The organism is Marinobacter sp. MIT930201 (genome assembly GCF_047122665.1).
In the GTDB taxonomy this organism is placed as follows: domain Bacteria; phylum Pseudomonadota; class Gammaproteobacteria; order Pseudomonadales; family Oleiphilaceae; genus Marinobacter; species Marinobacter salarius.
In genome coordinates, this window is sequence record NZ_CP138916.1 from 742,279 (window position 1) to 767,758 (window position 25,480).

The window sequence follows — 25,480 nt, forward strand, 5'->3', positions numbered from 1 at the left end:
GGAACTCCGTAGGCCTGCAGCGGGACAACATCAGATGAACACGGCGAGCTACGACGTCATCATCATAGGCGCCGGCGCCGCAGGCCTGATGTGCGCTCTAACTGCAGGCTACCGCGGCCGTAGCGTGCTGGTGATCGACCACGCCAACAAACCCGGCAAGAAGATCCTTATGTCCGGCGGTGGCCGTTGCAACTTCACCAACCTCAACAGCACGCCGGCGAACTTCCTCTCGGACAATCCCCACTACTGCATCTCCGCCCTGAAACGCTACACCCCCCAGCATTTCCTGGATCTGGTGGAACGCCACGGCATCGAGCACGAGGAGAAGGCCGCCGGGCAGCTATTCTGCAAGGACAGCAGCAAGGAAATACTCAATATGCTGCTCACCGAATGCGAATGGGCTGGCGCGGAAGTGCGGCTCAAGACAAGCGTTAAAACAATCAGCGGTGTCGATCACGGCTATCAGCTACAAACCAGCAGCGGTACCCTGACCTGCGAATCCCTGGTCATCGCCTGCGGTGGGCTGTCCATCCCCACCATGGGCGCAACCGGCTTTGGCTACGATATTGCGAAACAGTTCGGGCTTGCCGTACTGCCCACCCGGGCAGGGTTGGTGCCCTTCACCCTGCACCCGGAGCTGAAGGAACAGTTGGCGCCCCTATCCGGCGTCAGTTGCCCTGTGGATGTGCATTGCAACAACGAACATTTCCGCGAACCGATGCTGGTCACCCACCGCGGGCTCAGTGGCCCTTCGATGCTGCAGATTTCCAGCTTCTGGCACCCCGGCGACAGCCTGAGCGTCAACATGCTGCCCGCCACCAACGTAGAACAGGACCTGCACGACCTACGGAAATCAAAACCGCAATCCACGGTGGCCCAGTACCTTGCGCAACACCTGCCCAAACGCTTCGCCCAGGCCCTGAACGACGTTCACGGCTGGGCCGGCCCACTGCAGGGCTATAAGAACAGCGACATAGAACAGGTGGCCCGCGCCCTGGATCAATGGACCATCAAACCTGCCGGCACCGAAGGCTATCGAACGGCCGAAGTAACCCTGGGTGGCGTGGATACCCGCCAGCTGTCATCAAAAACCATGGCGGTAATGGACAGACCAGACCTGTATTTTATTGGCGAAGTGGTGGATGTGACGGGCCATCTTGGTGGGCATAATTTTCAATGGGCCTGGGCGTCGGGCGTGGCAGCAGGGAGCGCTGCCTGACACCCCGGGCAAAGCCCAGACTAAAGGTACTTCTCGATAGGCAACCACGACAAGAACCCGGACTTCGCCCGGCGCCACCAATGGACGGTCGGCTCACTGCCATATACCGCCTCACCGCTGCGCCACTGGAGATCTCCGTCCTCGTCCAGAGCCACCTCCCAGCTATTGCCGGGCGCCATGGTCAGCCGTACATCCTCCGCCACACGCTCTGCCAGGTCGGCACTGTGGATAATCAATACGGTTTCACCGTTGAGGTAGATGGAGCGGAGGTTAACGTTGAAGGACCCCACCACCAGGGTGCTGCGATCAAAAACCACTGATTTGGAGTGCAGGCTGACCTCGCCCGTGGCGCAGAAGGCGTCGTCACTCAGCCATTGCCGGCAGGCCTCGGCATCGGGCTTGAGTTCGTAGATGTCTATGCCCTGCTCCAGCATGTAGGGACGCCAGCGGGCATAACCGGCATGGTTGGTGACCAGATCATTGGAAGCCAGTGAGTTGGTCAGCGCGGCAACCTCCAGTTGCGGGCGCTCGCTGGCCCCCAGGGCCTGCAACTGTTCCCTGGCAAGAATGAGGTAGGCGGACTCGATCAGGATTTCCCGGGTGGCTGTCTGCGCCAGGCGTTGCAACGCCAGTGCGCTGCGTTTGGGTGTCTCGGATGGCGCGTCCATATGTTCAGGGGGAGGGTCAAACACCAGTTCCCCCTGAGCAATCGTCATTCGGCTGAACACGCTGGTCAGTTCAGACCTGCCCTGTTCCGCCCCGGTGGGGGCAGAGATGGGAAGTCGGGGTTGTGCGATGGCCTGCTGCCGAAGCCCCTCCAGCGTCTCGGCCAACTCCGCGCCAGTAGGCATGGATGTGTATAGATCGGATGCGGGGTAAGCCCAGGGGCTGCTCCAGTACGCCTGGAAATTATCCGCCATACCCTCAACCACCGGCCCCAGGGCAAGGACATCGCGATCCCTGAAATAGCGGCTCTCATCGAAGCCGAAATATTCATCACCAATGTTGCGACCACCGACAATGCCCGCAGTCCCGTCCACCACAAATGTCTTGTTGTGCATTCGGCGGTTTATTCGCTGGAAATCCATCAGGAACGATACCCATCGGCCCCAGCCACTGCGGTTTCTGGCTGGGTTGAAGATGCGAATATGAATATTCGGGTGGGTATCCAGGGAAGCAAACAATTCGCCGATCCCCTCGGCGTTAAAGTCATCCAGCAGCAGCCGGACCTGAACACCACGGTCCGCTGCGAGTAACAGCCGGCCGGCCAGGTGCAGTCCGGAGTCATCACGATTCCAGATGTAGTACTGGGCATCAATACGGTGTTCAGCCGCCTCAATCATAGCGGCTCGGTACAGGAAGGCGTCCTGACCAGAATCCAGCAGGTAATAACCGGATTGACCGTTCGCATCAGCCAGCCGTTGCCGGGACTGGCTGGAAAGGAAACTGTCGTCAGTCAGCACGGCGGTTTCGGCTCCGGAATGAGTGGCCGGCGGTAAACTGCCGGCACAGCCTGTCAGCAACACTAGCAGCACTAGCAGCACTAGCAGCCCTGACAGAGAGTAGCGTGCCGACATCAGCCCGGCAACAGAGCGCCGCTGGTTCAGCATTAGCGCAGGATCACCAGCGGCTTTTTCGCGGTTTTCAGCATGGTGGTTGTGGTGCTTCCCACCAGGAACTGCCGAATTCGTGAATGACCATAGGCACCCATTACCAGGATGTCGATGTCGTGTTCTTCCTGGTAGGCGTGAAGGGTTGGCTCTACATCCCCGCCACGGATCGCGATGGTGATGTCGGAGCCAAGGTCACCCAGCATCTTCTCTGCTTTCTTGAGCTGTTCCCAGCGGTCATTGGTGTCCGCTCCAATCATCACCAGATGAATCGGCATGCTTTTCAGTACCGGGCTACCCGCCAGAAGTTCCACGCCCTTGAACGCCGTGGCGCTGCCGTCAAAAGCCAGCATGGCGCTCTTTGGCTGCTCGTACTCGTCCGGAACCAGAAGAATCGGGCGGTGGACACTACGAATCACCGTTTCCAGTTGGCTGCCCACATGTACGTCACGGTCTGAACTGCTCTCACCGTGCAGCCCCATGACCAGCAGACGGGTCTGGTTTTCCAGGGCCAGCAGGGATTCCGTCAGATCCCCATGGCGCTGGCGCTTGATCACGTCGTCAATGCCCTGTTCCTTCACCCGGTGTTCAGCCTCATCGAGCATGTGATGGCCGTGTTCCAGGGCCAGCTTGGAACGCTTGCGGTCAAGCTCGGCAAGCTCATCCATCAGCTGTTCACGGCTTCCCAAGCCGATGCTGCCAGCCAGGTCCGGCTCTGTTGGATAGCGTTCCTCATCGAGGACGTGCAGCAGAGTCATCGGGGTTTCCATGTGCTTGCTGGCCCAGGCAGCGTAATCACACACCGCCGGTGCAGCCCGGGAGCCGTCGATACAGGCAACTACTCGTAGCATTTCAACCTCGCCTTGGTGATCCTTGTGGTTGTTATTCTGACCGGTTACGTCGTTGAATTCCTTGGCTTGTGTCATATCAGTGCGCCATCAACTGGTCAACGGCGTCGGGTTTATCGTGCACTCCAAAGCGGTCAACAATGGTGGCACTGGCTTCATTCAGGCCGATGATCTCCACCTCCGCACCTTCGCGACGGAACTTGATAACGGCCTTGTCCAGAGCGCCCACTGCCGTAATGTCCCAGAAGTGCGCCCGGGTCAGGTCAATCACCACATTATCCACTGCTTCCTTGAAATCAAAGGATTCCGTGAATTTTTCCGAGGAACTGAAGAACACCTGTCCGACAACGTTGTAGGTGCGGGTGTCAGTCGCTTCGTCAAAGTCGGACGTCACCAGCATGTAATGGCCCACCTTGTTGGCGAAGAACAGGGCCGCCAGAAGCACGCCTGCCAGCACGCCGAAGGCCAGGTTGTGCGTGGCGACGACGACAATAACGGTCACCACCATCACAATGTTGGTGGACAGGGGATGCTCTTTCAGGTTCTTGATCGACGCCCAACTGAAGGTACCGATGGACACCATGATCATCACGGCTACGAGGGCCGCCATTGGAATCTGTACCAGCCACTGGTCCAGCACCAGCACGAGAACCAGCAGGAATACACCCGCTGTCAGCGTGGAAAGCCGGGTTCGGCCGCCGGATTTGATGTTGATAATGGACTGGCCAATCATCGCGCAACCAGCCATGCCACCCAGCAGGCCAGAGCCAATATTGGCAACGCCCTGCCCTTTGCACTCCCGGTTACGGTCACTGGTTGTGTCCGTGAGGTCGTCCACAATGGTGGCGGTCATCATGGATTCCAGAAGGCCAACAATGGCCAGACCGACGGAGTAAGGCAGGATGATCATCAGGGTTTCAAGGTTCAGCGGCACGTCTGGCCACAGGAAAATCGGAAGCGTATCCGGCAGTTGCCCCATATCACCGACCGTGCGGATATCGATGTTGTAGACCATCGCGACGATGGTCAGCGAGACAATACAGATCAACGGCGATGGCAGTATGCGGCCGACGACCGGCACCAGTGGAAACAGGTAAATGATACCCAGTCCGGCAGCGGTCATCGCATAAACGTGCCAGGTGACATTAGTCAGTTCTGGCAACTGCGCCATAAAGATCAGGATAGCCAGCGCGTTCACAAACCCGGTCACCACGGAACGGGACACAAAGCGCATCAGGCCGCCGAGTTTCAGATAGCCAGCGCCGATCTGCAGCAACCCGGTCAGCAGCGTAGCTGCAAGCAGATACTCCAGGCCGTGCTCCTTTACAAGAGTCACCATCAACAGCGCCATAGCGCCTGTCGCGGCGGAGATCATACCGGGGCGGCCACCGACGAAGGCAATCACCACAGCAATACAGAACGAGGCATACAGACCCACTTTCGGGTCCACACCGGCGATAATGGAAAAAGCGATGGCTTCGGGAATCAACGCCAGCGCCACCACAATGCCGGCAAGCAAATCGCCGCGTATATTGGAAAGCCAGTCGGCCTTAAGCTTGTTCACCATATCGTTGGTATCCAGTCAGAGAGGACAAATTCGGGACGTAAAAACCGGTTGTAGTCCTCATGATGTGACTACCGGAGTTCAATCAGGACGTAAACCTGGGAGCACAGGACGCTAGGGCGGAGTGATCGTCGTAACTGTCGTGGGGACGTTCATTAAGGTACGTTCATAAGCTGCGAATTAAAGGCGGCGAAGCATACCAGAACGGTGCTGGAAAAGTAACCGGCGGGCCCGGAGACCGGGCCCTGTTTACGCCACCGGTCCGGACAGGCCGTTGCTGGCGAGGTGAAAGGCAATGATCGCCATCATGGAACCAATGGCGCCATCAATGAACCGCCAGGACATAGGGCTCGACAACCAGGGGGAAAGCGCCGCCCCGCCGAACGCCAGCAGGCAGAACCACATGACAGACGCACTGCTGGCGCCGGCCACAAACACCAGCGGGCTGGCCTGTTGCGCGCCGATGGCAGGGATCAGCAACAAGGTATCCAGATACACCTGGGGATTCAGCAGCGTTACCGCCAGGGTGGTCAACACCACGGTCCGCAGGCTCGAAACATCCGCTTTCCTGGCATCCAGGGCATCACGTCCTTTCGCAGCACGAGCGAAGGCCAGCAACGCCAGCCAGCTGAGGAACGCCACACCCAACCAGCGCATCACGTCCAGCGCTTCAGGCACGGCCATCAACGCGGCGTTAACGCCGAACATGCCTGCCGTGAACAGCAAGATATCCGCCGTCATGCAAATGCCGGCGCAATACCAGTGATGTTCCCGGCGAATCGCCTGCCCCAGGATGTAGGCGTTTTGAGCGCCAATCGCAATGATGATGCCGCCGCACACCAGCAGCCCTGTCAGATAACTTGTCAGCATATTTCCCTCCGAATTTGCTGGAAGCTTAAGGGGTAAGGGCTATACTTAAAAATCATAAACCTTATATCCCATGAATATTTCTTATGTTGGATTACAAGCTTCTGCAGGCACTTGCCGCGGTGATCGAGAACGGTGGGTTTGAGCGTGCCGGGGAGAACCTCGGGCTTACGCAATCCGCCGTATCACAACGCATCAAGTCACTTGAAGTACGCCTGGGCCAGCCGGTTCTGGTCCGGCACCCGGAACTGCAGGCAACGCCGGCCGGAAACAAGCTGCTGAACCACTTCCAGCAGGTACAGCTTCTGGAAAGGGACCTGCGCAAAACCATCCCCGCCCTTGCCGAGGACACCACCCGCCTGCGTATCGCTATCAACGCCGACAGCCTGGCCACCTGGTGGGCCGCTGTGGTTGGGGAGTTCTGCAGCCGGGAGGGTTTATTGCTCGATCTGGTGATTGAGGACCAGGACGTAGGCCTGAAGCGAATGCGCGATGGCGATGTAGCCGCCTGTCTGTGCAGCAGCAGCCAGCCCATTGCTGGCGGGCGTTGCGTGGCACTGGGGGAAATGACCTACATGCCGCTGGCGACCCCACAGTATGTTCGCCAGTTTTTTCCGGATGGCATCACACCAGAAGCTTTCGCCACCTCTCCGGCTATTGTATTTGGCCCCAACGACCAGCTACAGCACCGATTCATGGCCGGCTGTGGCTACCACGGCCGTTTCCCCTACCATTTGTGCCCCTCCTCCGAAGGTTTCGTCCAGCTTGCCAGGGCCGGCATGGGCTACGGCATGATTCCGCAAATCCAGGCCAGTCATTGGCTGGACAATGGGGGCCTGGTCAACCTTGCACCGGGTCATGAGCTGAAAGTGCCACTCTACTGGCACTTCTGGCGACACAGCGGGGAGTTGCTACAGCGTTTAACCACCACGCTTGAGGGTGCCATCACCCACCATTACCGCGCACGGCGAAACGTCAGGTTGTAACGGCAGGCGCCCGTCAGCGAATGCTGTGCCTGCTTGAGCGTTAGCACACCATGGTAGCGGAGCCTCGCCGGGCCGCCCCAGACCACAACATCACCATGCTCAAGGGGCACTCGCTGTGGCCGGTCACTGCGCCGGGCGCCTCCGAACTGAAACATCGCCGGCGTGCCCAGGGACACAGAAACGATCGGCTGACCGAAGTCGTCCTCGTCTTTGTCCTGGTGGAGCCCCATTTTGGCGCCAGGTGCATAGCGGTTCACCAGGCAGGCGTCCGGTTCGAACCCCGAGTAGCCCCCCGCGCTTGCTGCCTTCACCGCCAGGGACCGAAACACGGCCGGCATCAACGGCCAGGGTTCCCCCGAAAGCGGATCGGTTCGCTGATACCGGTAGCCCTGCGCATCCGTCACCCAGCCCCAGTCTCCGCAACAAGTCATCGCCACCGACATGGTGTGGCCACCGGGTGTCTGCATTTGCCGAAACTGAGCCTGTTCCGCCACGCCTGAAATCGCTTCCAGCAATCCGCTGGCCTCGGCCCGGGCAAAACGGCGAAGGACAACTGCCCCGTCGCAGAGCGGCTCAACCCAAGGCTCTGATGAAGATGACTCGAACAAATCCATGGTCATTACGCATTCACCGTATGATCAGGAAAACCGGGAGTTTAACGTCTACCCTTAGGGCAGTGCAGTCCCATGCTCTTCGCTACGCCAGACCACCGTTTAAGGATGAACCATGCGTCGGAACCGCCAGACAGCACAGGTATCGCTTGCCTTTCTGATTGCCTCTACAATCACCCTCGGCATGCTGGCACTCACCATTGTACTGGTCGGGCAAAGCTTTCGCGGCATGGAAAGTGCCAAGATAACCGCCGCCAGTGCCACGGCCCGCCAGCTTGCCGTCAGTGTGGATGACCGTATCCGCACCATCACTGGCCCGCCGTCAACCGCCCTCGCGGTCCTCAGCCATGACCCTTTGGCCGTCGCCGATACATTGCAACAACGCCTGGTCAGGCTGCCGGTTATCGCCGACATTCTAGATAGCAGCGACATCGTCAGTGCCGTTTACGCTGGCTATGACAACGGCGATTTTTTCCTGCTACGCAAGATACGCAGCTCCGGTGCCATGCAGTTTCCTGACGCACCCACCAATGCGCAATACCTGCTCCAGTCCATCACCAGGGCCGAGGATGGAAGGCCGCAACCCATGTGGCACTTCTACGATGCCAACCGCACCCTTCTTGAGCGCCGCACACCATCCGACTACCGCTTTGATCCCAGAGATCGTGGCTGGTACGAGCTCGCTAATGCCTCCGGTACGACGGAACTGACCGCGCCCTATGTTTTCTTTACCACGGGTGAAACCGGTTTGACCCTTTCCCGGCGGCAAGCCATTGCGAAGGGCATGGACAGCAACACCGTGTTTGGCATCGACGTAACTGTCACCGACCTGAGCACGCAGCTAGCCGAACTGCGGCAGACGCCCGGCACCCGCATTGCCATCGTCAATGCCGAGGGTTCCCCCCTGGCCTACACAGGGCCTGATACCACCAACAGCGGGACAACATCCACCACAGCAAAGCCACAGGGGCTGAGTGACGGAGCCATCAACGCCGTCCTGGAACGCGATGGCATGCAAGCCACGAGTGAATTGGTAAACCGCTTTACCACCGAAAACCGCGACTGGTACGGCATGACCGAGCCCCTTGATTCCCTGAATCAGGAGAATCTGAAAATTGCCGTGGCCATTCCCGCCGACGAACTATTGGCCGATGTCTGGGCGGCCCTGACCCGTCAGACTATCCTTGCAAGTGCCATTGCACTTTTATTGCTGATCATCGGCTGGTTCCTGGGCCGTCGTGTGGGCAGGCCGCTGGAATTACTGACACGCCGGGTGGGGGCACTCTCCCGTTTTCGTTTCGATACGCCCATTTCCGTTGATTCCCATATTCGCGAAGCGCGTCAACTCAGCGTCGCCCTGGACGATATGGCCAGTACGATCCGCAGCTTCCAAAGTATTGCCACCGCACTCAATCGGGGCCAGGACCTGGATAGTCTTTTGCAGGATATCCTCCAACAGATCGTGCACATTCTCGGACAGACCCGGGGCGCCATCTACCTGATGAGCCGCCAAAACAGCGAGCTCTCGCTAGCCGTGGACTGTGGCATACACCCGCCGGAGACCATCACCGGCGTCAACGCCAAGGACGACGACAACGACGTGATAAGGGCGCTCCGTAACGCCCTTTCCGGCCATCCGGTATTCGCCATTCTCAGAAACCGGCGCAAACAGTTGATTGGGGCCCTCGTTATCGAAATGGAGCATGGTGAGCACACCCACCTTAGCGACGACCTGATCGTATTCGTCGATGAGATCGCCGGCTCCGCCGCCGTTGCGATCGAAACCCGTGAACTGATTGAAAGCCAGCAGGCGTTGCTTGAGGGCATCATTCGCCTGGTTGCCAACGCCATTGATGCCAAGTCACCGTATACGGGTGGCCACTGCGACCGCGTACCAAAACTCGCCCAGATGATGGTCGATGAAGCTATCCAGAGCCCCGCAGAACCCTTTGCCAACTTCACCATGAACGACGACGAGCGCTACGAGTTCCACCTGGCAGCGTGGCTTCACGACTGTGGAAAGATCACCAGCCCCGAGCATGTGGTGGACAAGGCCGTCAAACTGGAAACGATCTACAACCGCATCCATGAGATTCGCACCCGCTTTGAAGTTCTGCATCGGGATGCGGAGATTCGGTGCCTGAAAAGGCAACTGGCTGGCGAGAGTTCTCAGCAGGCGGAAACCGACCGGGATCGGGAACAGGAAGAGCTGCAGGAAGCCTTTCGCGCAGTCGCCAACGCCAACACTGGTGGCGAATTCATGTCGGAGGACGACATAGAGCACATCCGACAGATCGGCCAACGCACCTGGGTGCGTCATTTCAGTGACAGGCTGGGATTGTCCGGCGACGAAAAGCAGGTTTTGACTGGCACACCGGAGCAGACGCCACCTGCTACAGAACCTCTGCTGGCAGACAAACCCGGCCACCTTCGTCCCTGGGGTGCGCACAAACCGCCCGTCACCAAAGACGACCCACGGAACCGGTGGGGATTCGACATGACACTTCCAGAACATGCCGTTAATCAGGGTGAGCTCCACAACCTGACCGTGGCAAAAGGAACCCTGACCCCCGAGGAACGCTTCCGGATCAACGACCACATCGTACAGACCATCTGCATGCTGGACGCCCTGCCCCTACCTGACAGACTTGCGAACGTGCCCCACCTGGCAGGCACCCACCATGAACGCATGGATGGACAAGGTTACCCCTGCCGGCTGAACGCAGACGACATGGGCATTCCCGAGCGGATCATGGCGGTGGCGGATATTTTCGAGGCGCTGACCGCCGTGGACCGCCCCTACAAGGAGGGCAAGACACTGACCGAATCCCTGACCATCATGCAGAGAATGGTGAATGACGGACACATCGACCGGGCGGTGTTCCAGTTGTTCGTCCAGACAGGTATCTACCGCCGATACGCAGAGCAACACCTGCGTCCGGAACAAATCGACGCCGTGAATGAAGAACGCTTTCTGACATGAACATTCCTCCATCGCGACGGGTTATTTTCGAATTCTTCGCCGAAACCCGTATACTTTGCGCAGTTTTAAACACTTGAAAAGGACACTGACATGTTCGGCCTGTTTATCGGCGGTTTGATCGGCTACCTGTTTGGCCGCTTTCCCGGCCTTCTGATTGGCGCTGTGGCAGGCGTACTGTTGACCCGATACATCAAGAGCCGTCTGTGGCAAAAACTGCGCAATGTGCAGACGGACTTCCTGGAATCCGTGTTTGCGGTGATGGGCGCCCTGTGTAAAGCCGATGGCGTTGTCACTCGCGATGAGATCCAGGTGGCGGAACGCCTGTTCGATCGGTTTCGTCTCTCCGGCGAACACCGGGAGCGCGCCAAGGCTGCCTTCAACCGTGGCAAGGCCAATGACTTCGACCTGGATGCGGAACTGCAACACTTCCTGCGGGTGAGTGGCCGCCAGCCCGCATTACTGCAGATGTTCCTTCAGGTACAGGTGTCTGCCGTTGCCGCCGATGGTGTGGTCCACCCGGCCGAACATGAGATGCTGGTGCGTATTGCCCGGGGGCTGGGACTGCCCGAGGCCCAGGTAGACCAGTTGGAAGCCATGTTGAGGGGCGCTCACGCCGGCCAGGCAGGTGCGTCTGGCCAACCATCGTCCGCCAGCCAGATCGACGATGCCTATAAGGTTCTCGGGGTGTCGCCCTCCGCCAGCGACGCCGAGATCAAGAAAGCCTACCGCAAACTGATGAGCGAGAATCATCCGGACAAACTGGCTGGGCGCGGCCTGCCGGAAAGCATGCGGGAAATGGCAGAAGAGCGCACCCGTGAGATCAGCCACGCCTACGACGTAATAAAGGACGCCCGCAACTAACGAAAGGCCCGGCGAGGGCCTTTACTTACATCCCCTCTACTTGTCGTGCGCCGCGATGCAATTTCCTGATATGACATATCGTCACGTTTAGGTTTTATATACAGTGGATACAGTCCCGAAAACAACACGGAGTATCTGCTTTGACCGCCCAACATCCGTTGCAACCCCACCCGCAATCAATGCACACGTTCAGTGACGATCTGCTGGGCCGGCACGACGCCACCGGGCTGGCCGAACTGATTCACAACGGCGACGTATCAGCCGGCGAAGTCCTCCAGGCTACCCTGGCCCGGGCGCGAATAGCCGAACCCTTTATCCATGGCCTGGTTACCCCCATTCCGGACGACGGTGCCGGCATGATCGCAAATAAAACTCCGGCTGCAAAAACGGTGCCTGGCATCTTTGCGGGCGTTCCCACGGTGATCAAAGACAACACCGAGGTGAAGGGATTCCCCACCTCCCATGGCACTGCGGCCATCCATTCCCACCCGGCCGACGAAACCAGCCCTTTCGCCCGTCAGTTGCTGGCCCAGGGCCTGGTGTGTTTTGGCAAAAGCACCCTGCCTGAGTTCGGCTTCAATGCAACCACCGAACCCGCCCATGACACCCCAAGCCGCAACCCCTGGCACCTTCAATATTCCACCGGTGCTTCATCAGGAGGTTCCGCGGCGCTGGTTGCCGCAGGTGTCATCCCCATCGCACACGCCAACGATGGCGGTGGCTCCATCCGCATTCCAGCCGCCTGTTGTGGGCTGGTGGGGTTGAAACCTACCCGGGGACGGCTGATCGACAACGATGCGGCTAAAACACTCCCCATCAATATCGTCAGTGATGGTGTGGTAACGCGCACGGTCAGGGATACCGCCAACTTCTATCACGGAGCGGAACGCTTTTTCCGAAACCCGAAACTCCCGGCCATAGGAAAGGTAGAGCGCCCCGCCACACGCTCACTCCGTATTGGCCTGGTGACCGACTCCATCAACGGTCACGCCACCGACAGTCAGACCCGCGCAGCCGTTGAAAATACAGCACAACTACTCGAAAAGCTTGGCCACAAGGTGGAACCGGTAGGAGTTCCCGTTGCCTCATCTTTCCCTGATGATTTTGCGCTCTATTGGGGAATGCTGGCCTTTGGTGTGCGCGCAAATGGCAAGCGGTTGATTCACCCTAGTTTTGACAAGTCACAGCTGGACGGGCTAACCCTTGGGCTGGACAAAGCCTTCCGGAGGCAGTTCTACAAATTACCGGCGGCACTCTGGCGCCTGCACCGGTCGTATCAGGACTACGCTCGCACCATGGCCAGTTACGATGCCATTCTCACTCCGGTACTGGGTCACACCACGCCCGAAATCGGCTACCTGAGCCCCACGGTCGACTTTGATACCCTGTTCGACCGCCTGACCCAATACGTCAGCTTTACGCCACTGGCCAACGCCACCGGCGCACCCGCCATTTCGCTGCCAGCCAGCCTCACTGAGCAGGGTCTGCCGGTTTCTATTCAGCTGATGGGTAAGCACGGGGGTGAGCAGACACTGCTGGAACTGGCGTTTTTGCTGGAGGAGACGATGAACTGGCCCAGGATAGACAGCCAGCCCATCAGGTCATGACAGGTTCCGCTCCCTGAACGGAGGGGGGCTCGCAGACGACGACCTGATTCCGCCCACGCCCCTTGGCCTCGTAGAGGGCCCCATCGGCCCAACTGAAGATGTCTTTGGTGGCATCCGCCTGGCTGGGACAGACGGCACACAAACCAATACTCACCGTCAGGTGCAAGACTTCATCCGACACCCGGAACCCGGTTTCCTCAATCCGGCTCCGGATTTTCTCGGCCACTCTCAGCGCCCCCTCTTTCGGGGTATCCGGCAACAGAACCACAAACTCTTCGCCGCCGTAGCGGGCAGCCAAATCCTGTGGGCGCGTGACATAGTCGCGGATACAGTTGGCCACCATCTGCAGGCAATCGTCGCCGACCAGATGACCATGTGTGTCGTTGAACTTCTTGAAATGATCGATATCCAGAAGCAGCAGTGACAATGGCTGACTAAATCGATACGCCTTCACCACCGCCGAGCTGAAGGTACGGTCAAAGTGACCACGGTTCTTGAGCCCGGTGAGCGCGTCGGTGGCACTGAGTTCGCGCAACTGATCGTTGAGCGACTCGAGGTCCCGGGTGCGCTCCTGTACTCTCTGTTCAAGTAACGTATTGGCTTCCTGTTGAATACGAAGGGACTTTTCCTGAGCCATCCTGGCTTTGCGTTCTTCAAGCAACAGGCGCTGCTGGGCCTCGAAAGCACGCTTCTTTTCCCTGTTGAGCCGGTCTGACAGCGCCATCGATAACAGAATGACGCCCATGGCGGAGCCCACCTGGGTTGCGTTCTCCGTCAGCAGGTTGCGTGGCAACACGGTGAACTTGCTCAGCGCCAGGACAATCCCTCCGAAAAGCATAAACACCCAGGCCAACGCGTAGTACCTCGCTGCGGGGTCCTTTTTCAGCCAGCGCACAATGCTGAGCACCAGCATGGTCGTGCAGCCCAGGAAAGCAAGCAGAATGGTCGGCAGGATCAAGAGTCGATACGGAACCAGCAATCCCGCCGTTGCCATCACACCAGCCATAACGACAATCCCCACCGTCAGTCTGTTGAGAAACGGGTGGTTGGCTGACGTCACATTGAGAAAGTGAAGGCTAAAGGTGCCGCCAAACAGCACGACCAGATTGAGGAACACGGTGATCGCCTGGTCATTCCACCAGGTAGCCTCCGGCCAGAGATACTGGAAAGCAACGCCATGCAGGCTCGCCAGGAACAGGGGCATGGCCGAAATGTACCCCACATAATGCAGGAAGCTCCGCTCGCCAACCGCCATATACACAAACAAGTTGTAGAGGATCATCACCAGCACAATGCCGTAGTAAATGCCCTCGAACAGGCTGCGGGCCTGCTCGGCCACGTAGAAAGCATCCTGATCCCAAAGGGTCAGGGGCACCTGCATGGAACTGGTGGTGTCCACTCGAAGATAGATGGAGAGCTCGTCGTCACGTGAAAGGGAGAGCGGGACAAGAAAATTGCGGTGGTAGATTGGGCGCTGGTAGAACGGCTGCTTATCACCCAATAACTGTCGTTTTACAAGCTCGCCATCTTCGAGCAGATAGACCTCGATATGGTCCAACACCGGATACCCGATTTCCAGGAACAGGGGAGCCGTGGCGGCCCCTGGGTTGCGAACATTTACCCGGAACCAGTAAACCTTATCACCGTATCCCAGGCTAACGCTGTCTTTTCCGTTTGACTGCCACTCCCTTTCGGGAAGCTGTCTCACGGAATCCAGGGGAACGGCGCCGGCGGGTTCCTGCCAATACTCCACATACCTGAGAAGCTCCAACCGCTTGGCATAACTGTCCCAAACCGCCGGCTCCGCTGAAACCAGAGCAGGCAGCGCAAACAGCATAATGGCGAACAGAATCTGCGTCAGACCCTTTTGCAAAGATATTCCCAGTTCAAGAGAGACAATAAATTTGTTGTTTTTTCGCTACCAGCATAAACCAGAAACCGGCATTTCGCCGCAGGCGCCTTTAAAATGACTCAATCAGACAATAAAGCCTAACTAACTGCGGTACTTCCGAACGCTGGTGACGACCCATGTCCTACTCTTATGACTTCAAAGTGGACAGTATCGGGGCCGGGTGCCAGTATGAGAAAGTCGAAAAATGAAAAATGCTGGCGCAAAGCGACCAAACGCCGCTCCTTGTCGTACACCTACTATCGTCCTCGAAACTGACAGCCAGAGACTATGCACGATACGGACACCTTCGTGACCTTTCACAAGGCACTGACGGAACTCAGCCACAGTCCGGCGTTTATCGACAAGAAGCGCCCGCAAAAACTCGCAGACCTGACGGCGCTCTGCGCGAGGCTGCTCAACGTTGACCGGGTCAGTGTCTGGCAGTTTCCGGAGGAACGTGACCGCATTGAGTCCGAGTGGCTTCATACTACGGACGCTGCCACCGGTGACAAATCCAGCCTGTACCAGTCCGGCAACCCGGAGTACTTCTCGGCCTTGGAAACCGAACGCGTGCTGTCTGTCCGGGACGCCCAGAACGATCCCCGCACCCGGGCATTCGCGCCGGGCTACCTTATACCCTTGAAGATCCTATCGATGCTTGATGCACCGGTATTTGATGGTGCCCGGCTCAGTGGCGTCATTTGCCTGGAATCAACCCATCAACGGGACTGGACCCTGCCGGAAATATCCTTCGTTATCGCTATTGCCGATACCATCAGCCTGATCAATACCCACGAAGCCTGGCTCCACTCACAACGCGCACTTGAATACGTTACCCGTTACGACTCACTGACCGGGCTATCAAACATCGAATCCCTGCGAGACCGTATCGGCCATCTCGCCGACAAAATAGAACGACGAGGGCTTGGTAGCCTGGCGCTGATATGGATTGACGTGGACCGCCTGAAATCCATCAACGATGGGCTTGGGCCTCAGGTGGGTGACAACGTTATTGCCGAAGTCGGCCGCCGCCTGAAAAAGCTCTCTGTTCCAGGCAAGGATCTACTGGCCAGGATTGGAGGCGATGAGTACGCCCTCATGGTGCGCAACCACACCATGCGGGACTCTCTGGAACTGACCGCCTCGCGTATAAGGCAGGAAATCAACAGGCCCATCCGCCTCACTGGCCACTCCATCACCGTTGGCGCAAGCCTGGGCATCTGCCACTTGCCCGGAGACTGTCAAACCACCGAAGAGCTGTTGCGTGGCGCCGAAGCCGCCATGTACAACGCCAAGCAGCGGGGCCGGGACCAGGCGTGCTTCTTTGATTCGAGCATCCAGGTAACGGCCCGTTCGCGATTCGTTCTGGAAAACGAGTTGCGGGCAGCCATCAGCAACCACACCCTGGAGGTGTTCTATCAACCCATCATGAGCGCCGCCGGGATGAAACTGGAGTCGCTGGAAGCCCTGGTACGCTGGCAACACCCGCAACGGGGTTGGCTGTCACCCATTGAATTTCTGGGGATAGCCAGAAGCGGTGGCCTGATGTATGCGTTGGGGGAGTGCGTGCTTCGCCGCGTATGCGAACACTGGCAACAGGCCCACAACCAGGGCATTACGCTGCCAGAGATTTCCGTCAACCTGGCGGCAGAGCAGGTATCGATACCGGAACTGCCCAGCCTGATCAGGGAAACCTGCCATGAATATGGCGTGCCGGTCAGCGCGTTGCATTTCGAGGTAACCGAGGATTCCATTCAAGGGGATTTCAACTCACTGAACAGTATTCTGGAAGAGCTGGTCGCCGACGGTGCAAGCCTGTCCATAGACGACTTCGGAACCGGCTATTCTTCACTGTCCCGCCTCAAGAGTCTGCCCTTCTCGCGGATCAAGATTGACCGTTCCTTCATCAGCCAACTGCCAGACGACGAGGACGACTGCGCCATTACCCTCTCGATCATTGGCCTGGCGCGAGGGCTTGGGCTCTCAGTCGTCGCTGAGGGCGTCGAAACCGAAGCCCATGAACAATGGCTTTTCCAGCGGGGCTGTGATTACCTGCAGGGTTATCGATACAGCAGGCCTCTGCCCTTTGAAGCTCTGTTGGAACAGTATTTCACTCCCTTCTAAATCACCAGTTGCTGTTCCTGATCGATAATATGAAACTTTTGTGACACCCGCCGTATCCTAGTGCATATAACAAAGAATCACGCTTTACTACGCCTGAACGAAAGCTCTAGCTAGAAACAGGCCCCCTACGTTATGAATTGGTATTCCCGAAGCATTCTCAATCGTGTGCTGAGCGTTGTCATTGCCGCAAACTTGGTCGTCATACTGGTTGCCGGCTACTACTTCAACTACTCCCTCCAGGCTAAGAACGACTATCACCGGCTGGCCAGCCAACAAATGGTCAGGGCACTGGAGGCGCAGGACATCCTCAGTGATTTCAAGACCCAGGTCCAGGAATGGAAAAACGTATTGATTCGCGGCTCGGATGCCGGTCAGCGTAAAAAGTACTGGACCCAGTTCCAGGAACAGGAAGCCCTCATCCAGAAAAAGCTGGATAGTCTTATCCCAAGGCTGGAAGATGATCAGGCCCGCGCACTGATGAGTCAGTTCCAGCGCTCCCACCAGAAGATGGGTGAAGCTTACCGGACCGGGTTCGCCGACTTTGTGGCATCAGGCTACCAGCACGGCGAAGGCGATCGGGCCGTCAGCGGCATCGATCGGGAACCATCAAGGCTGATTGAAGAAGCTTCCGCACTCATTCGTAAACAGGGTGTGGCCGAGGCCGCGGCCCTGAACGACTCCGTCACCACGAGCACCTGGCGCGTCGGTGGCCTGATGCTACTCGCAGTGTTTCTGGGAACGATCGCTTGCGTCATTGTCCTGGTTCGTTCCGTCGTCCGACCGACGCAAACACTGATTGGCCAAATGCACAAACTGGGGGAAGGTGACCTGTCTGATCCCGCGACTCTAATCCGTCAGGATGAATTGGGTCGACTGGCTGATAGCGCCCGCAAGCTACACGGCTTTCTCTCAGAAACCGGCGAATTGATGGAAGAAAATGCTCGCGAACTCGAACTCACGGGCTCAATGATCCGGGACAATGCCGGCAAAGTCTCATCCCAATCCGAACTTGCCCATCAACGGATTGACCAGATCGCAACGGCCATGAACGAGATGTCGGCAACCGCTCAGGATGTCGCACAACACGCCGCGGCAGTTGCGAACCAAGTGCAGGAAACATCCGGCCAGACGGGCGAAGCTGACAAGCAGATCCACGCCGCAGTGGACAGCATGAATCGACTCGCTGACCAGATTCAGACCTCGTCGCGAACCGTCAATCAGCTCACTTCCGACGGCAAGAAGGTTGGCGACGTAATGAAAGTCATCCGCGAAATCGCGGACCAGACCAACCTGCTGGCACTAAACGCCGCCATAGAGGCAGCCCGCGCTGGAGAGGCGGGCCGAGGGTTCGCCGTAGTCGCGGACGAAGTCAGGAATCTGGCAGCCAAGACCCAGGAAGCCACCGTGGAGATCGACCGAATCATCGACACCATAGCCACCGGGTCCAGAGACGCCTCTGAATATATGCAGGCAAGCGAGATTGTCACTCAGGAGAGCGGGCAGTCGGTGGAGGCGGTCAGGCAGACATTGGGCGAGATCAATCGCCGCATGGGCAGCGTGAATGACGCAACCACTCAAGTGGCAACGGCAGCCGAAGAGCAAACCAGCGTCAGCGAGGAAATTAATCGTAACGTGACCGAAGTTGCAGAGATATCCGAAACGATGAACCGCGCTGCGGAGGAAAACCTCACCATGGTTCCAAAGCTTGAAAGCATGGCGAAGGCGGCACGGGACTTATCAAGCCGCATTCGACGCTAATCTCCCTCCACCCGGCCCACCCGGCCAACGCGGTTTGTAAACCACACCGCTATCGGTTTACAAACCCACGTACCCGTTGGCCGGTCTTGTCACCCAAAACCAGCAGCGCCGGGGTCAGCAACAGCGTGAGCACCGTTGCAAACGCCAACCCGCCGGCAATAGCACTGGATAGCTGGGTCCACCACTGCGTGGACGGAGCACCGATGCCCAAAGACGGGGTCAGGAGATCCACATTTACCCCGAGCACCATTGGCATCAGCCCGAGTATGGTGGTGATGGCCGTCAGCAATACCGGTCGCAGGCGCAGGCATCCGGTCTCCAATGCGGCCTCGAATGCCGCCATACCGCTTTTTCGCATCTGGTTGTAGGTGTCGATCAGAATGATGTTGTTGTTCACCACGATGCCCGCCAGGGCAATGATGCCCATGCCCACCATTACGATTCCGAACGACTGCCCGTTAAGCAGCAGGCCAAGCAATACGCCCGCTGTGGAAAGCACAATGGCCGATAGAATGAGCATGGTCTGGTAGAGCGAATTGAACTGGGTCACCAGGATCAACAGCATCAGGGCAATCGCGACCAGAAACGCCGATGCCAGGAAATTCGAGGCTTGTTCCTGGTCCTCATTCTCGCCGGCAAATCGGACGGAAACACCCTCGGGCGTTTCAGGCATTTGCTGCTGCAACTCCATCAGCAGTTCGTCCGCACGGCGACCCGGCTCTATCTCGGACTTGATCGTAATGGTGCGCTGTCCGTCAACACGGGTAATGCTGCCAGTCTTGTCTCCGGGAGCCAGCTCAACAAACTCTGAGAGCGGCACCTGCCCGCGGCTGGTGTTAATCGTCTGGCGCTGGAACTGGTCCAGCTCCCGCCAATTATTAGGCACTCTCACGGCGATATCGACTTCGTCCCGCACGTCCTCAGGCCGATAGGTAGCAAGCACCAGGCCGTTGGTAATCAGTCGCACCGCACTGCCCACACTGAGCACGTCTGAGCCAAATCGGGCAGCGGCTGAGCGGTCGACGTTCAGGCGCCATTCGATGCCCGGAAGGCTGCGGTCGTCTTCGACATCCACAAAGCCATCGATGCCAGACATCCGTTCCCGGATAAGAGCCACGTGCCGCTCCAGTTGGTCGCTATTCATACTGCTGACCATAAGTTCAATGGGCTTGCCGTCCGCTGGACCGCCTTCCTGCTTACGAAACTCCAGTTCAATGCCGGGAATGTCCGCAGTGAGTGAACGGAAATCTTCCAGTATCTGTGTCGCTGGCCGGCGCTCAAACCAGTCCGTGAACTGAAACTGCAGCACACCGATGACGTCCGGCGCCATCTGGTTTCCGGGACTGACCATTGAGCGAGCATAGAGGGCTTTCACCTCCGGCATTCCCTGTAAACGTTGCTCGACCTGTCGAACGATGGCATCGCGCTCCTGCACAGACAGATCGCCTCTGGCCCTGACATGTACCTGCGCTGAATCCGGCTCCACGCTTGGGAAAAATTCAACACCATGGTTGAACTTGCCATAAGCCGCATAGATGACCACAACGACGCCAAGCACTCCAAGAAGTGTAAAACCGGGCTTTGCCAACAATCGCCCGAGAACGCCACGATAGACGTCCGTCATGCGGCCACTGATTGCTGACTGGGGAAGGCGTTTTCCGCCACTGATGCTGCCAAGGACCGGCAAAAATACGAGAGCCATGGCCAACGAGGCGGTCAGACAGATGATAACGGTGGTGGGCAAAAAGCTCATGAACTCGCCGACCACGCCCGGCCAGAACAACAGGGGGATGAATACCGCCAGCGTGGTGGCGGTTGACGCGATGATGGGCCAGGCCATGCGGCTGGCCGCCTCGCCCCATGCAGACTTTACGTTCTGGCCCTCGGAGAGGTTCCTGTCGGCAAGCTCCGATACCACGATGGCCCCATCCACCAGCATGCCAGCCACCAGTATGAGGCTAAACAGAACCACAATATTAAGGGTAAAACCCATTCCCCAGATCACCAGGATACCGGTCAGGAACGCACCGGGAATGGTAAGCCCCACCAAAAGCGCAGAACGGGGACCCATGGCGGCAATGATCAGGACGATCACCAGCACGATGGCCGTCAGCACATTGTTGAGCAGATCACTAAGGATGTCCCGGACTTCACCAGACTGGTCCATGATGTAGCGAACCTCGAGCTCGTCTGGCAGTTGCGGCCCGGCACGTTCAATCAGCGCCTTCACCTTTTCCACGGTTTCGATGATGTTGGCACCGGTCCTCTTGGAGATTTCCAGCACCAGCGCCGGCTCACCGTTGATCCTGGCGAACCCTCGCGGGTCTTTGAAGGTTCGCTGAAGCATAGCCACGTCGCCAAAGGTCACTACGGTGTCGCCGCCTACCTTGACCGGCATGGCCATAACATCCTCCACGGATTCAATAACGCCCGGAACCTTCATGGTCATGCGACCGGCACCGGTATCCAGGCTTCCGGCAGCAACCAATTGATTGTTGCGAGTGACCAACGTCGCCAACTGATCAAAGTCGACGCCATAGCTTTCAAGCACCTGGGGATCGACAACGATCTCCAGGAGGTCTTCCCTGTCACCACCAATGTCCACTTCCAGCACTTCCGGAATGCCTTCGATGGCATCCTGCAAACGCCGGGCAATAGTGACCAGCTCGCGTTCGGAAAGAGGCCCGGAGAGGCCAACCGACATGACCGGAAACAGCGCCACGTTAATTTCATTGACCCTTGGTTCGTCAGCTTCCTGAGGCAGCCTGCTGCGGGCGGTATCAACCTTTTCCCTCACATCCTGAAGCGCGATGTCCGGATCAAACCCGGCGTCGAATTCCAGCATCACCGAGGCGTGACCCTCGGAAGCCGTACCACGCATTTCCTTGACGCCCTCGAGGGAACGCAATTCCTGCTCCATGGGCCGGATAAGCAAGCGCTCACCGTCTTCCGGGCTGATTCCCTCCAGTGTCATTGACACATAGATCATGGGAATGGTGATGTCCGGGTTCGCTTCTTTGGGGATGGTCTGAAAAGCCGCAACACCACCCAGGATCAGGAAAGCCAGTGTCAGCAGTGTGGTCCGGCTGCGGTCGAGAGCGGCGAAAATCAAGGTTCGCATATCGGTTAGCCCCGGTCCGAATCACGATCAACCGGGCGTACCTGCTGCCCGATGGATACAAAACCCGCGCCCCGGGTAATCAACCGAATTTCATCCGGCAGGCCAGTGACCCAGGCGCCATCCGTGGTGACGTTCAGGAGTTTGACCGTGGTAAACACCACTTCGTTATTGTCGCCCACATAGCGAACACCGGGCCGGCCATCATCCCCAAGACTGAGATAGGCCGGCGAAATGAACATCGCCTCCACTTCCGGCAGCGCAATGCGCAGCGTGGCACTACCGCCGGCAACCCGCTTACGTTCCGGGTTGTCTATGGACACCTCCACCGGGAAGCTACGGGTGTCCGGGTCTGCGGCACTGGCCACGAAATTCACCACGCCTTCCAGGCTGTCGCCATCCAACGTGCGAATGGTTACGGCCTGCCCTTCTTCGACGGCGCTCACTGACTGCTGCGGGATTTGCCCCGTCGCTTTCAGCCGATCAACGCGCACCAGCTCCAACAGTGGTGACCCGACCTGGACCAGATCACCAAGGTCGACATCCCGTCGATTCACCGTTCCATCAAAAGGCGCTCGTGGCTCCAGGTTGTCAACAGCAAGACGTGCCTGAGTGAGCTCAGCTCCCGCCGCAGACAGATCACTTTGCAGGGTCAACACTTCGGATTCGGAGGTGAGATTCCGGGATCGGAGCTTCTGGGCAGCCGATAAATCGGCTTCCAATTTGCGAATGCGCGACTGCCATTGTTCTACCGAGGTACGTCGCCCATCCTCGGAGAGTCGAAGCAGGACATCCCCCGCCTCAACCTGGTCACCCTGCTCCACCATCAGCTCTTCTACCGTGCCGGCTACCCGAGCGCCAACTGACACGGTTCGCCAGGGCTCCAACTGCCCCTGCAGCATTAACCCGGGCTCGTAAAGCCTTGTACGCAACACATCCACCTGGACGGAGGGCGCGCTGACCGACTCCTCAGGTGTGTCCTCTGGCGCCTCGTCCCGCGCTTCCTTGACGTCACCGGTTGCCATCCATACCACCAATAAAGCCAGTACCAGAAAGGACAATCCGATAGATCCCAGTTTTGCTTTGGTCATTGATCGCTCGCAGTTAAATTCGGGTGATGTCGGTTTACAGTCCAGGCAGTCGTTTTAGAAACTGTCAGAAAACGGTTGCATCCGGTTGTTTTCGTGGGGTAGATTCTACACATAAACTTCTCTCAGATTCAGAGCAGATACTGATTTTATGAATCTCAACGCAGTGGTTGTCCTTGTGAAGCTAGTCCTGGTGGTCGTGGTACCGTCCGGGGGCTTCTGCGTGGACAAGCGGGTGAGATAGAAACAGACTCGACAAACACACGAAAGCCCCCGGCACCGAAAGGTCCCGGGGGCTTTTTTTTGCATCAGGAAAAAGGAATAACAACCATGAACGGCGCACAGCACATTCTTGACGCGTTCCACCGCCACAGCATCAGCACGGTTTTCGGGTATCCGGGCGGCTGCATCATGCCGCTATACGATGCGCTGGTGGACGATGTCGGTGTGGAACACGTGCTGTGCCGCCACGAACAGGCCTGCGCCCTGGCCGCCGACGGTTACGCCCGCGCAAGCGGTAAGCTCGGTGTATGTATTGCCACCTCAGGCCCCGGCGCCACCAACCTGATCACCGGCGTTGCCAACGCTCACCGGGACTCCATCCCCATGCTGGTCATCACCGGCCAGGTGCCCTCGGGATTGATCGGTACCGACGCCTTCCAGGAAACCGACGTATTGGGCATGACGCTGGGCATCGTTAAACACAGCTATCTGGTTGACGACGCAGACAGCCTGCCCGCGATCATGGAAGAGGCGATGGAACTGGCTCAAAGTGGGCGGCCGGGGCCGGTGTGGATTGATATACCCAAGGACCTGCTGCTGGCTGATGTCAGCGATGCTCCCTTCCCCCGGTCCGAGCCACGGGAGATCAGCTTCCCAGACCTGGCCGAAGCGCTCACGATGCTGCGGGCGGCCCGCAAACCCATACTCTACAGCGGTGGTGGCATCAGCCTGGCACACGCTGAAGATCGCTTTCGCACGTTTGCTGAATCCGCCGCTCTGCCAGCGGTGGTAACGCTCAAAGGTATCGGCAACCCGGGAAAACACAACCCTTACAACCTGGGCATGCTGGGCATGCACGGCTCCCGGGCGGCCAATAAAGCCGTGGATGAATGCGACCTGTTGCTGGTTATCGGTGCCCGCCTGGATGACCGCGCCACCGGCAGCCTGGATGGCTTCGCCCCCAATGCAAAGATGATTCACATTGACGCCGACGCCGCCGAGATCAACAAACTGCGCCCGACCGAGCTGGCTATTCGGGGGGACCTGAATGACATTCTCGAAACACTGACCAACGCCTTACAGGACAAGCCGCTGGACATTGGCGACTGGCAGAAACAGTGCCGAACCTGGTACACCACCGGCGGCTTCCATGCCGCCGACAACGAAGAACCTTTGGCGCCGATCACCGGCCCGGCCTTTGTTCGCCAGCTCTCCCGAATTGCCCCGGATGATACCGTTATCGCCTGTGACGTCGGCCAGCACCAGATGTGGGTAGCCCAGCACTACGACTTTGACCACCCTCGCCACCACCTCACCAGTGGCGGCCTGGGCACCATGGGCTTTGGCCTGCCCGCTGCCATCGGTGCCCAGTTTTCCGACCGCAATAGTACGGTGATCAACGTGACGGGCGATGGCTCGTTCATGATGAACGCCCAGGAACTGGCCACTATCCGCCGCTATAACCTGCCGGTAAAACTGATCGTCATGGACAACCAGTGCCTGGGCATGGTGCGCCAGCAACAGGAACTGTTCTACGGCAATCGTGAAAGCCAGATCAACCTGGACGACAACCCGGACTTCGTCGCCATGGCCCGCGCCTTCGACATCCCGGCGTTGCACATCAGCCGCACTGACCAGATCCGCCGTGGCATCGAAACCATCCTGGCCTACAACGGCCCGATGCTGCTGCATGTGGCCATCAGCCGTGAGGAGAACGTCTGGCCCATCGTCAAACCCGGCGCCAGCAACCGCGAAATGATCGACGAAACCCGACGCACCAACAAAAAGGAACACGTTGCATGAAACCGCAAAGCCAGTCCTCAACACCGAGCTATAAGATCAACTGCCGCATGTCGCAGGAAGCGGCCGCCCTGGAGCGCCTTTGCCAGGTGGTCCGTATTCGCGGTTTCCGGATTGCAACAATGGCGGTGGAATCCGCCGGGGAGCATTTCGATATCACCCTGACCCTGGAGGGAACCCGGCCGATTGCCATGCTCCAGTCGCAATTGGAGAAGTTGCATACAGTGGCGGAGGTTGCCCTTGGTCAGGTTTCGGGGGTTCGGGTTCAGACTGCCTGACGCTTTGGGAGTTGCTTTTTCTTTCGTAGCCTGATGGTTTTGGGG

The 25,480-nt window shown here is 58.3% G+C and carries 17 protein-coding genes; 9 read left to right on the forward strand and 8 right to left on the reverse strand.

Annotated features, from left to right (window positions below; genetic code table 11):
* Positions 1 to 34: 34 nt before the first annotated feature.
* Positions 35 to 1,219: an NAD(P)/FAD-dependent oxidoreductase gene (locus tag SIC19_RS03475; protein WP_075195844.1), complete on the forward strand. Its 1,185-nt coding sequence runs from the start codon at positions 35 to 37 to the stop codon at positions 1,217 to 1,219.
* 20 nt (positions 1,220 to 1,239) lie between these two features.
* Here the strand turns inward: SIC19_RS03475 and SIC19_RS03480 are convergent, their stop codons facing one another.
* The 4 genes from SIC19_RS03480 to SIC19_RS03495 form a co-directional block, all read right to left on the reverse strand.
* Positions 1,240 to 2,829, reverse strand: a complete 1,590-nt coding sequence (locus tag SIC19_RS03480; protein WP_226909901.1) for a phospholipase D family protein — start codon at positions 2,827 to 2,829, stop codon at positions 1,240 to 1,242.
* On the reverse strand, positions 2,829 to 3,755 hold the full coding sequence (locus tag SIC19_RS03485; protein ID WP_075195845.1) for a universal stress protein: 927 nt from the start codon (positions 3,753 to 3,755) through the stop codon (positions 2,829 to 2,831). Before SIC19_RS03485 ends, SIC19_RS03480 begins: the two co-directional genes overlap by 1 nt.
* Position 3,756: 1 nt before the next feature.
* Complete coding sequence (locus SIC19_RS03490; RefSeq protein ID WP_036204539.1) at positions 3,757 to 5,244, reverse strand: SulP family inorganic anion transporter; 1,488 nt, start codon at positions 5,242 to 5,244, stop codon at positions 3,757 to 3,759.
* 246 nt (positions 5,245 to 5,490) lie between these two features.
* On the reverse strand, positions 5,491 to 6,111 hold the full coding sequence (locus SIC19_RS03495; protein WP_007151886.1) for a LysE/ArgO family amino acid transporter: 621 nt from the start codon (positions 6,109 to 6,111) through the stop codon (positions 5,491 to 5,493).
* Between the two features lie 83 nt (positions 6,112 to 6,194).
* Between SIC19_RS03495 and SIC19_RS03500 the strand changes: the two genes are divergently transcribed.
* On the forward strand, positions 6,195 to 7,094 hold the full coding sequence (locus SIC19_RS03500; RefSeq protein WP_075195846.1) for a LysR family transcriptional regulator ArgP: 900 nt from the start codon (positions 6,195 to 6,197) through the stop codon (positions 7,092 to 7,094).
* On the opposite strand, the gene alkB is transcribed toward SIC19_RS03500, so the two are convergent.
* Positions 7,064 to 7,714, reverse strand: a complete 651-nt coding sequence (gene alkB / locus SIC19_RS03505; protein ID WP_075195847.1) for a DNA oxidative demethylase AlkB — start codon at positions 7,712 to 7,714, stop codon at positions 7,064 to 7,066. The two genes, SIC19_RS03500 and alkB, sit on opposite strands and share 31 nt — an antisense overlap.
* A 106-nt stretch (positions 7,715 to 7,820) precedes the next feature.
* Here alkB and SIC19_RS03510 point away from each other — a divergent pair, with 106 nt between their 5' ends.
* The 3 genes from SIC19_RS03510 (at position 7,821) to SIC19_RS03520 (ending at position 13,156) form a co-directional block, all read left to right on the forward strand.
* Complete coding sequence (locus tag SIC19_RS03510) at positions 7,821 to 10,688, forward strand: HD domain-containing phosphohydrolase (protein WP_075195848.1); 2,868 nt, start codon at positions 7,821 to 7,823, stop codon at positions 10,686 to 10,688.
* A gap of 90 nt (positions 10,689 to 10,778) precedes the next feature.
* On the forward strand, positions 10,779 to 11,549 hold the full coding sequence (gene djlA / locus SIC19_RS03515) for a co-chaperone DjlA (protein WP_036204533.1): 771 nt from the start codon (positions 10,779 to 10,781) through the stop codon (positions 11,547 to 11,549).
* A 140-nt stretch (positions 11,550 to 11,689) separates the two neighbouring features.
* On the forward strand, positions 11,690 to 13,156 hold the full coding sequence (locus tag SIC19_RS03520) for an amidase (RefSeq protein ID WP_227662311.1): 1,467 nt from the start codon (positions 11,690 to 11,692) through the stop codon (positions 13,154 to 13,156).
* On the opposite strand, the gene SIC19_RS03525 is transcribed toward SIC19_RS03520, so the two are convergent.
* Positions 13,146 to 15,029, reverse strand: a complete 1,884-nt coding sequence (locus SIC19_RS03525; protein WP_226909902.1) for a diguanylate cyclase — start codon at positions 15,027 to 15,029, stop codon at positions 13,146 to 13,148. The genes SIC19_RS03520 and SIC19_RS03525 overlap by 11 nt on opposite strands.
* 306 nt (positions 15,030 to 15,335) lie before the next feature.
* Here SIC19_RS03525 and SIC19_RS03530 point away from each other — a divergent pair, with 306 nt between their 5' ends.
* Positions 15,336 to 17,171 (forward strand): putative bifunctional diguanylate cyclase/phosphodiesterase, encoded by a 1,836-nt coding sequence (locus tag SIC19_RS03530; protein WP_075195850.1) that lies wholly within the window; start codon positions 15,336 to 15,338, stop codon positions 17,169 to 17,171.
* Between the two features lie 132 nt (positions 17,172 to 17,303).
* Positions 17,304 to 18,929 (forward strand): methyl-accepting chemotaxis protein, encoded by a 1,626-nt coding sequence (locus tag SIC19_RS03535; RefSeq protein ID WP_075195851.1) that lies wholly within the window; start codon positions 17,304 to 17,306, stop codon positions 18,927 to 18,929.
* Between the two features lie 49 nt (positions 18,930 to 18,978).
* Here SIC19_RS03535 and SIC19_RS03540 read toward each other — a convergent pair whose 3' ends face one another.
* Positions 18,979 to 22,050 (reverse strand): efflux RND transporter permease subunit, encoded by a 3,072-nt coding sequence (locus SIC19_RS03540; RefSeq protein ID WP_075195852.1) that lies wholly within the window; start codon positions 22,048 to 22,050, stop codon positions 18,979 to 18,981.
* A gap of 5 nt (positions 22,051 to 22,055) precedes the next feature.
* The gene (locus SIC19_RS03545; RefSeq protein ID WP_075195853.1) at positions 22,056 to 23,138 is read right to left on the reverse strand and encodes an efflux RND transporter periplasmic adaptor subunit; all 1,083 of its coding nucleotides are present in this window, start codon (positions 23,136 to 23,138) and stop codon (positions 22,056 to 22,058) included.
* 327 nt (positions 23,139 to 23,465) lie between these two features.
* Between SIC19_RS03545 and ilvG the strand changes: the two genes are divergently transcribed.
* On the forward strand, positions 23,466 to 25,160 hold the full coding sequence (gene ilvG / locus SIC19_RS03550; RefSeq protein WP_041334682.1) for an acetolactate synthase 2 catalytic subunit: 1,695 nt from the start codon (positions 23,466 to 23,468) through the stop codon (positions 25,158 to 25,160).
* A complete protein-coding gene (locus SIC19_RS03555) occupies positions 25,157 to 25,435 on the forward strand; it encodes an ACT domain-containing protein (protein WP_127400822.1) in 279 nt (92 codons plus the stop codon). Before ilvG ends, SIC19_RS03555 begins: the two co-directional genes overlap by 4 nt.
* The last annotated feature ends 45 nt before the right edge of the window (positions 25,436 to 25,480 follow it).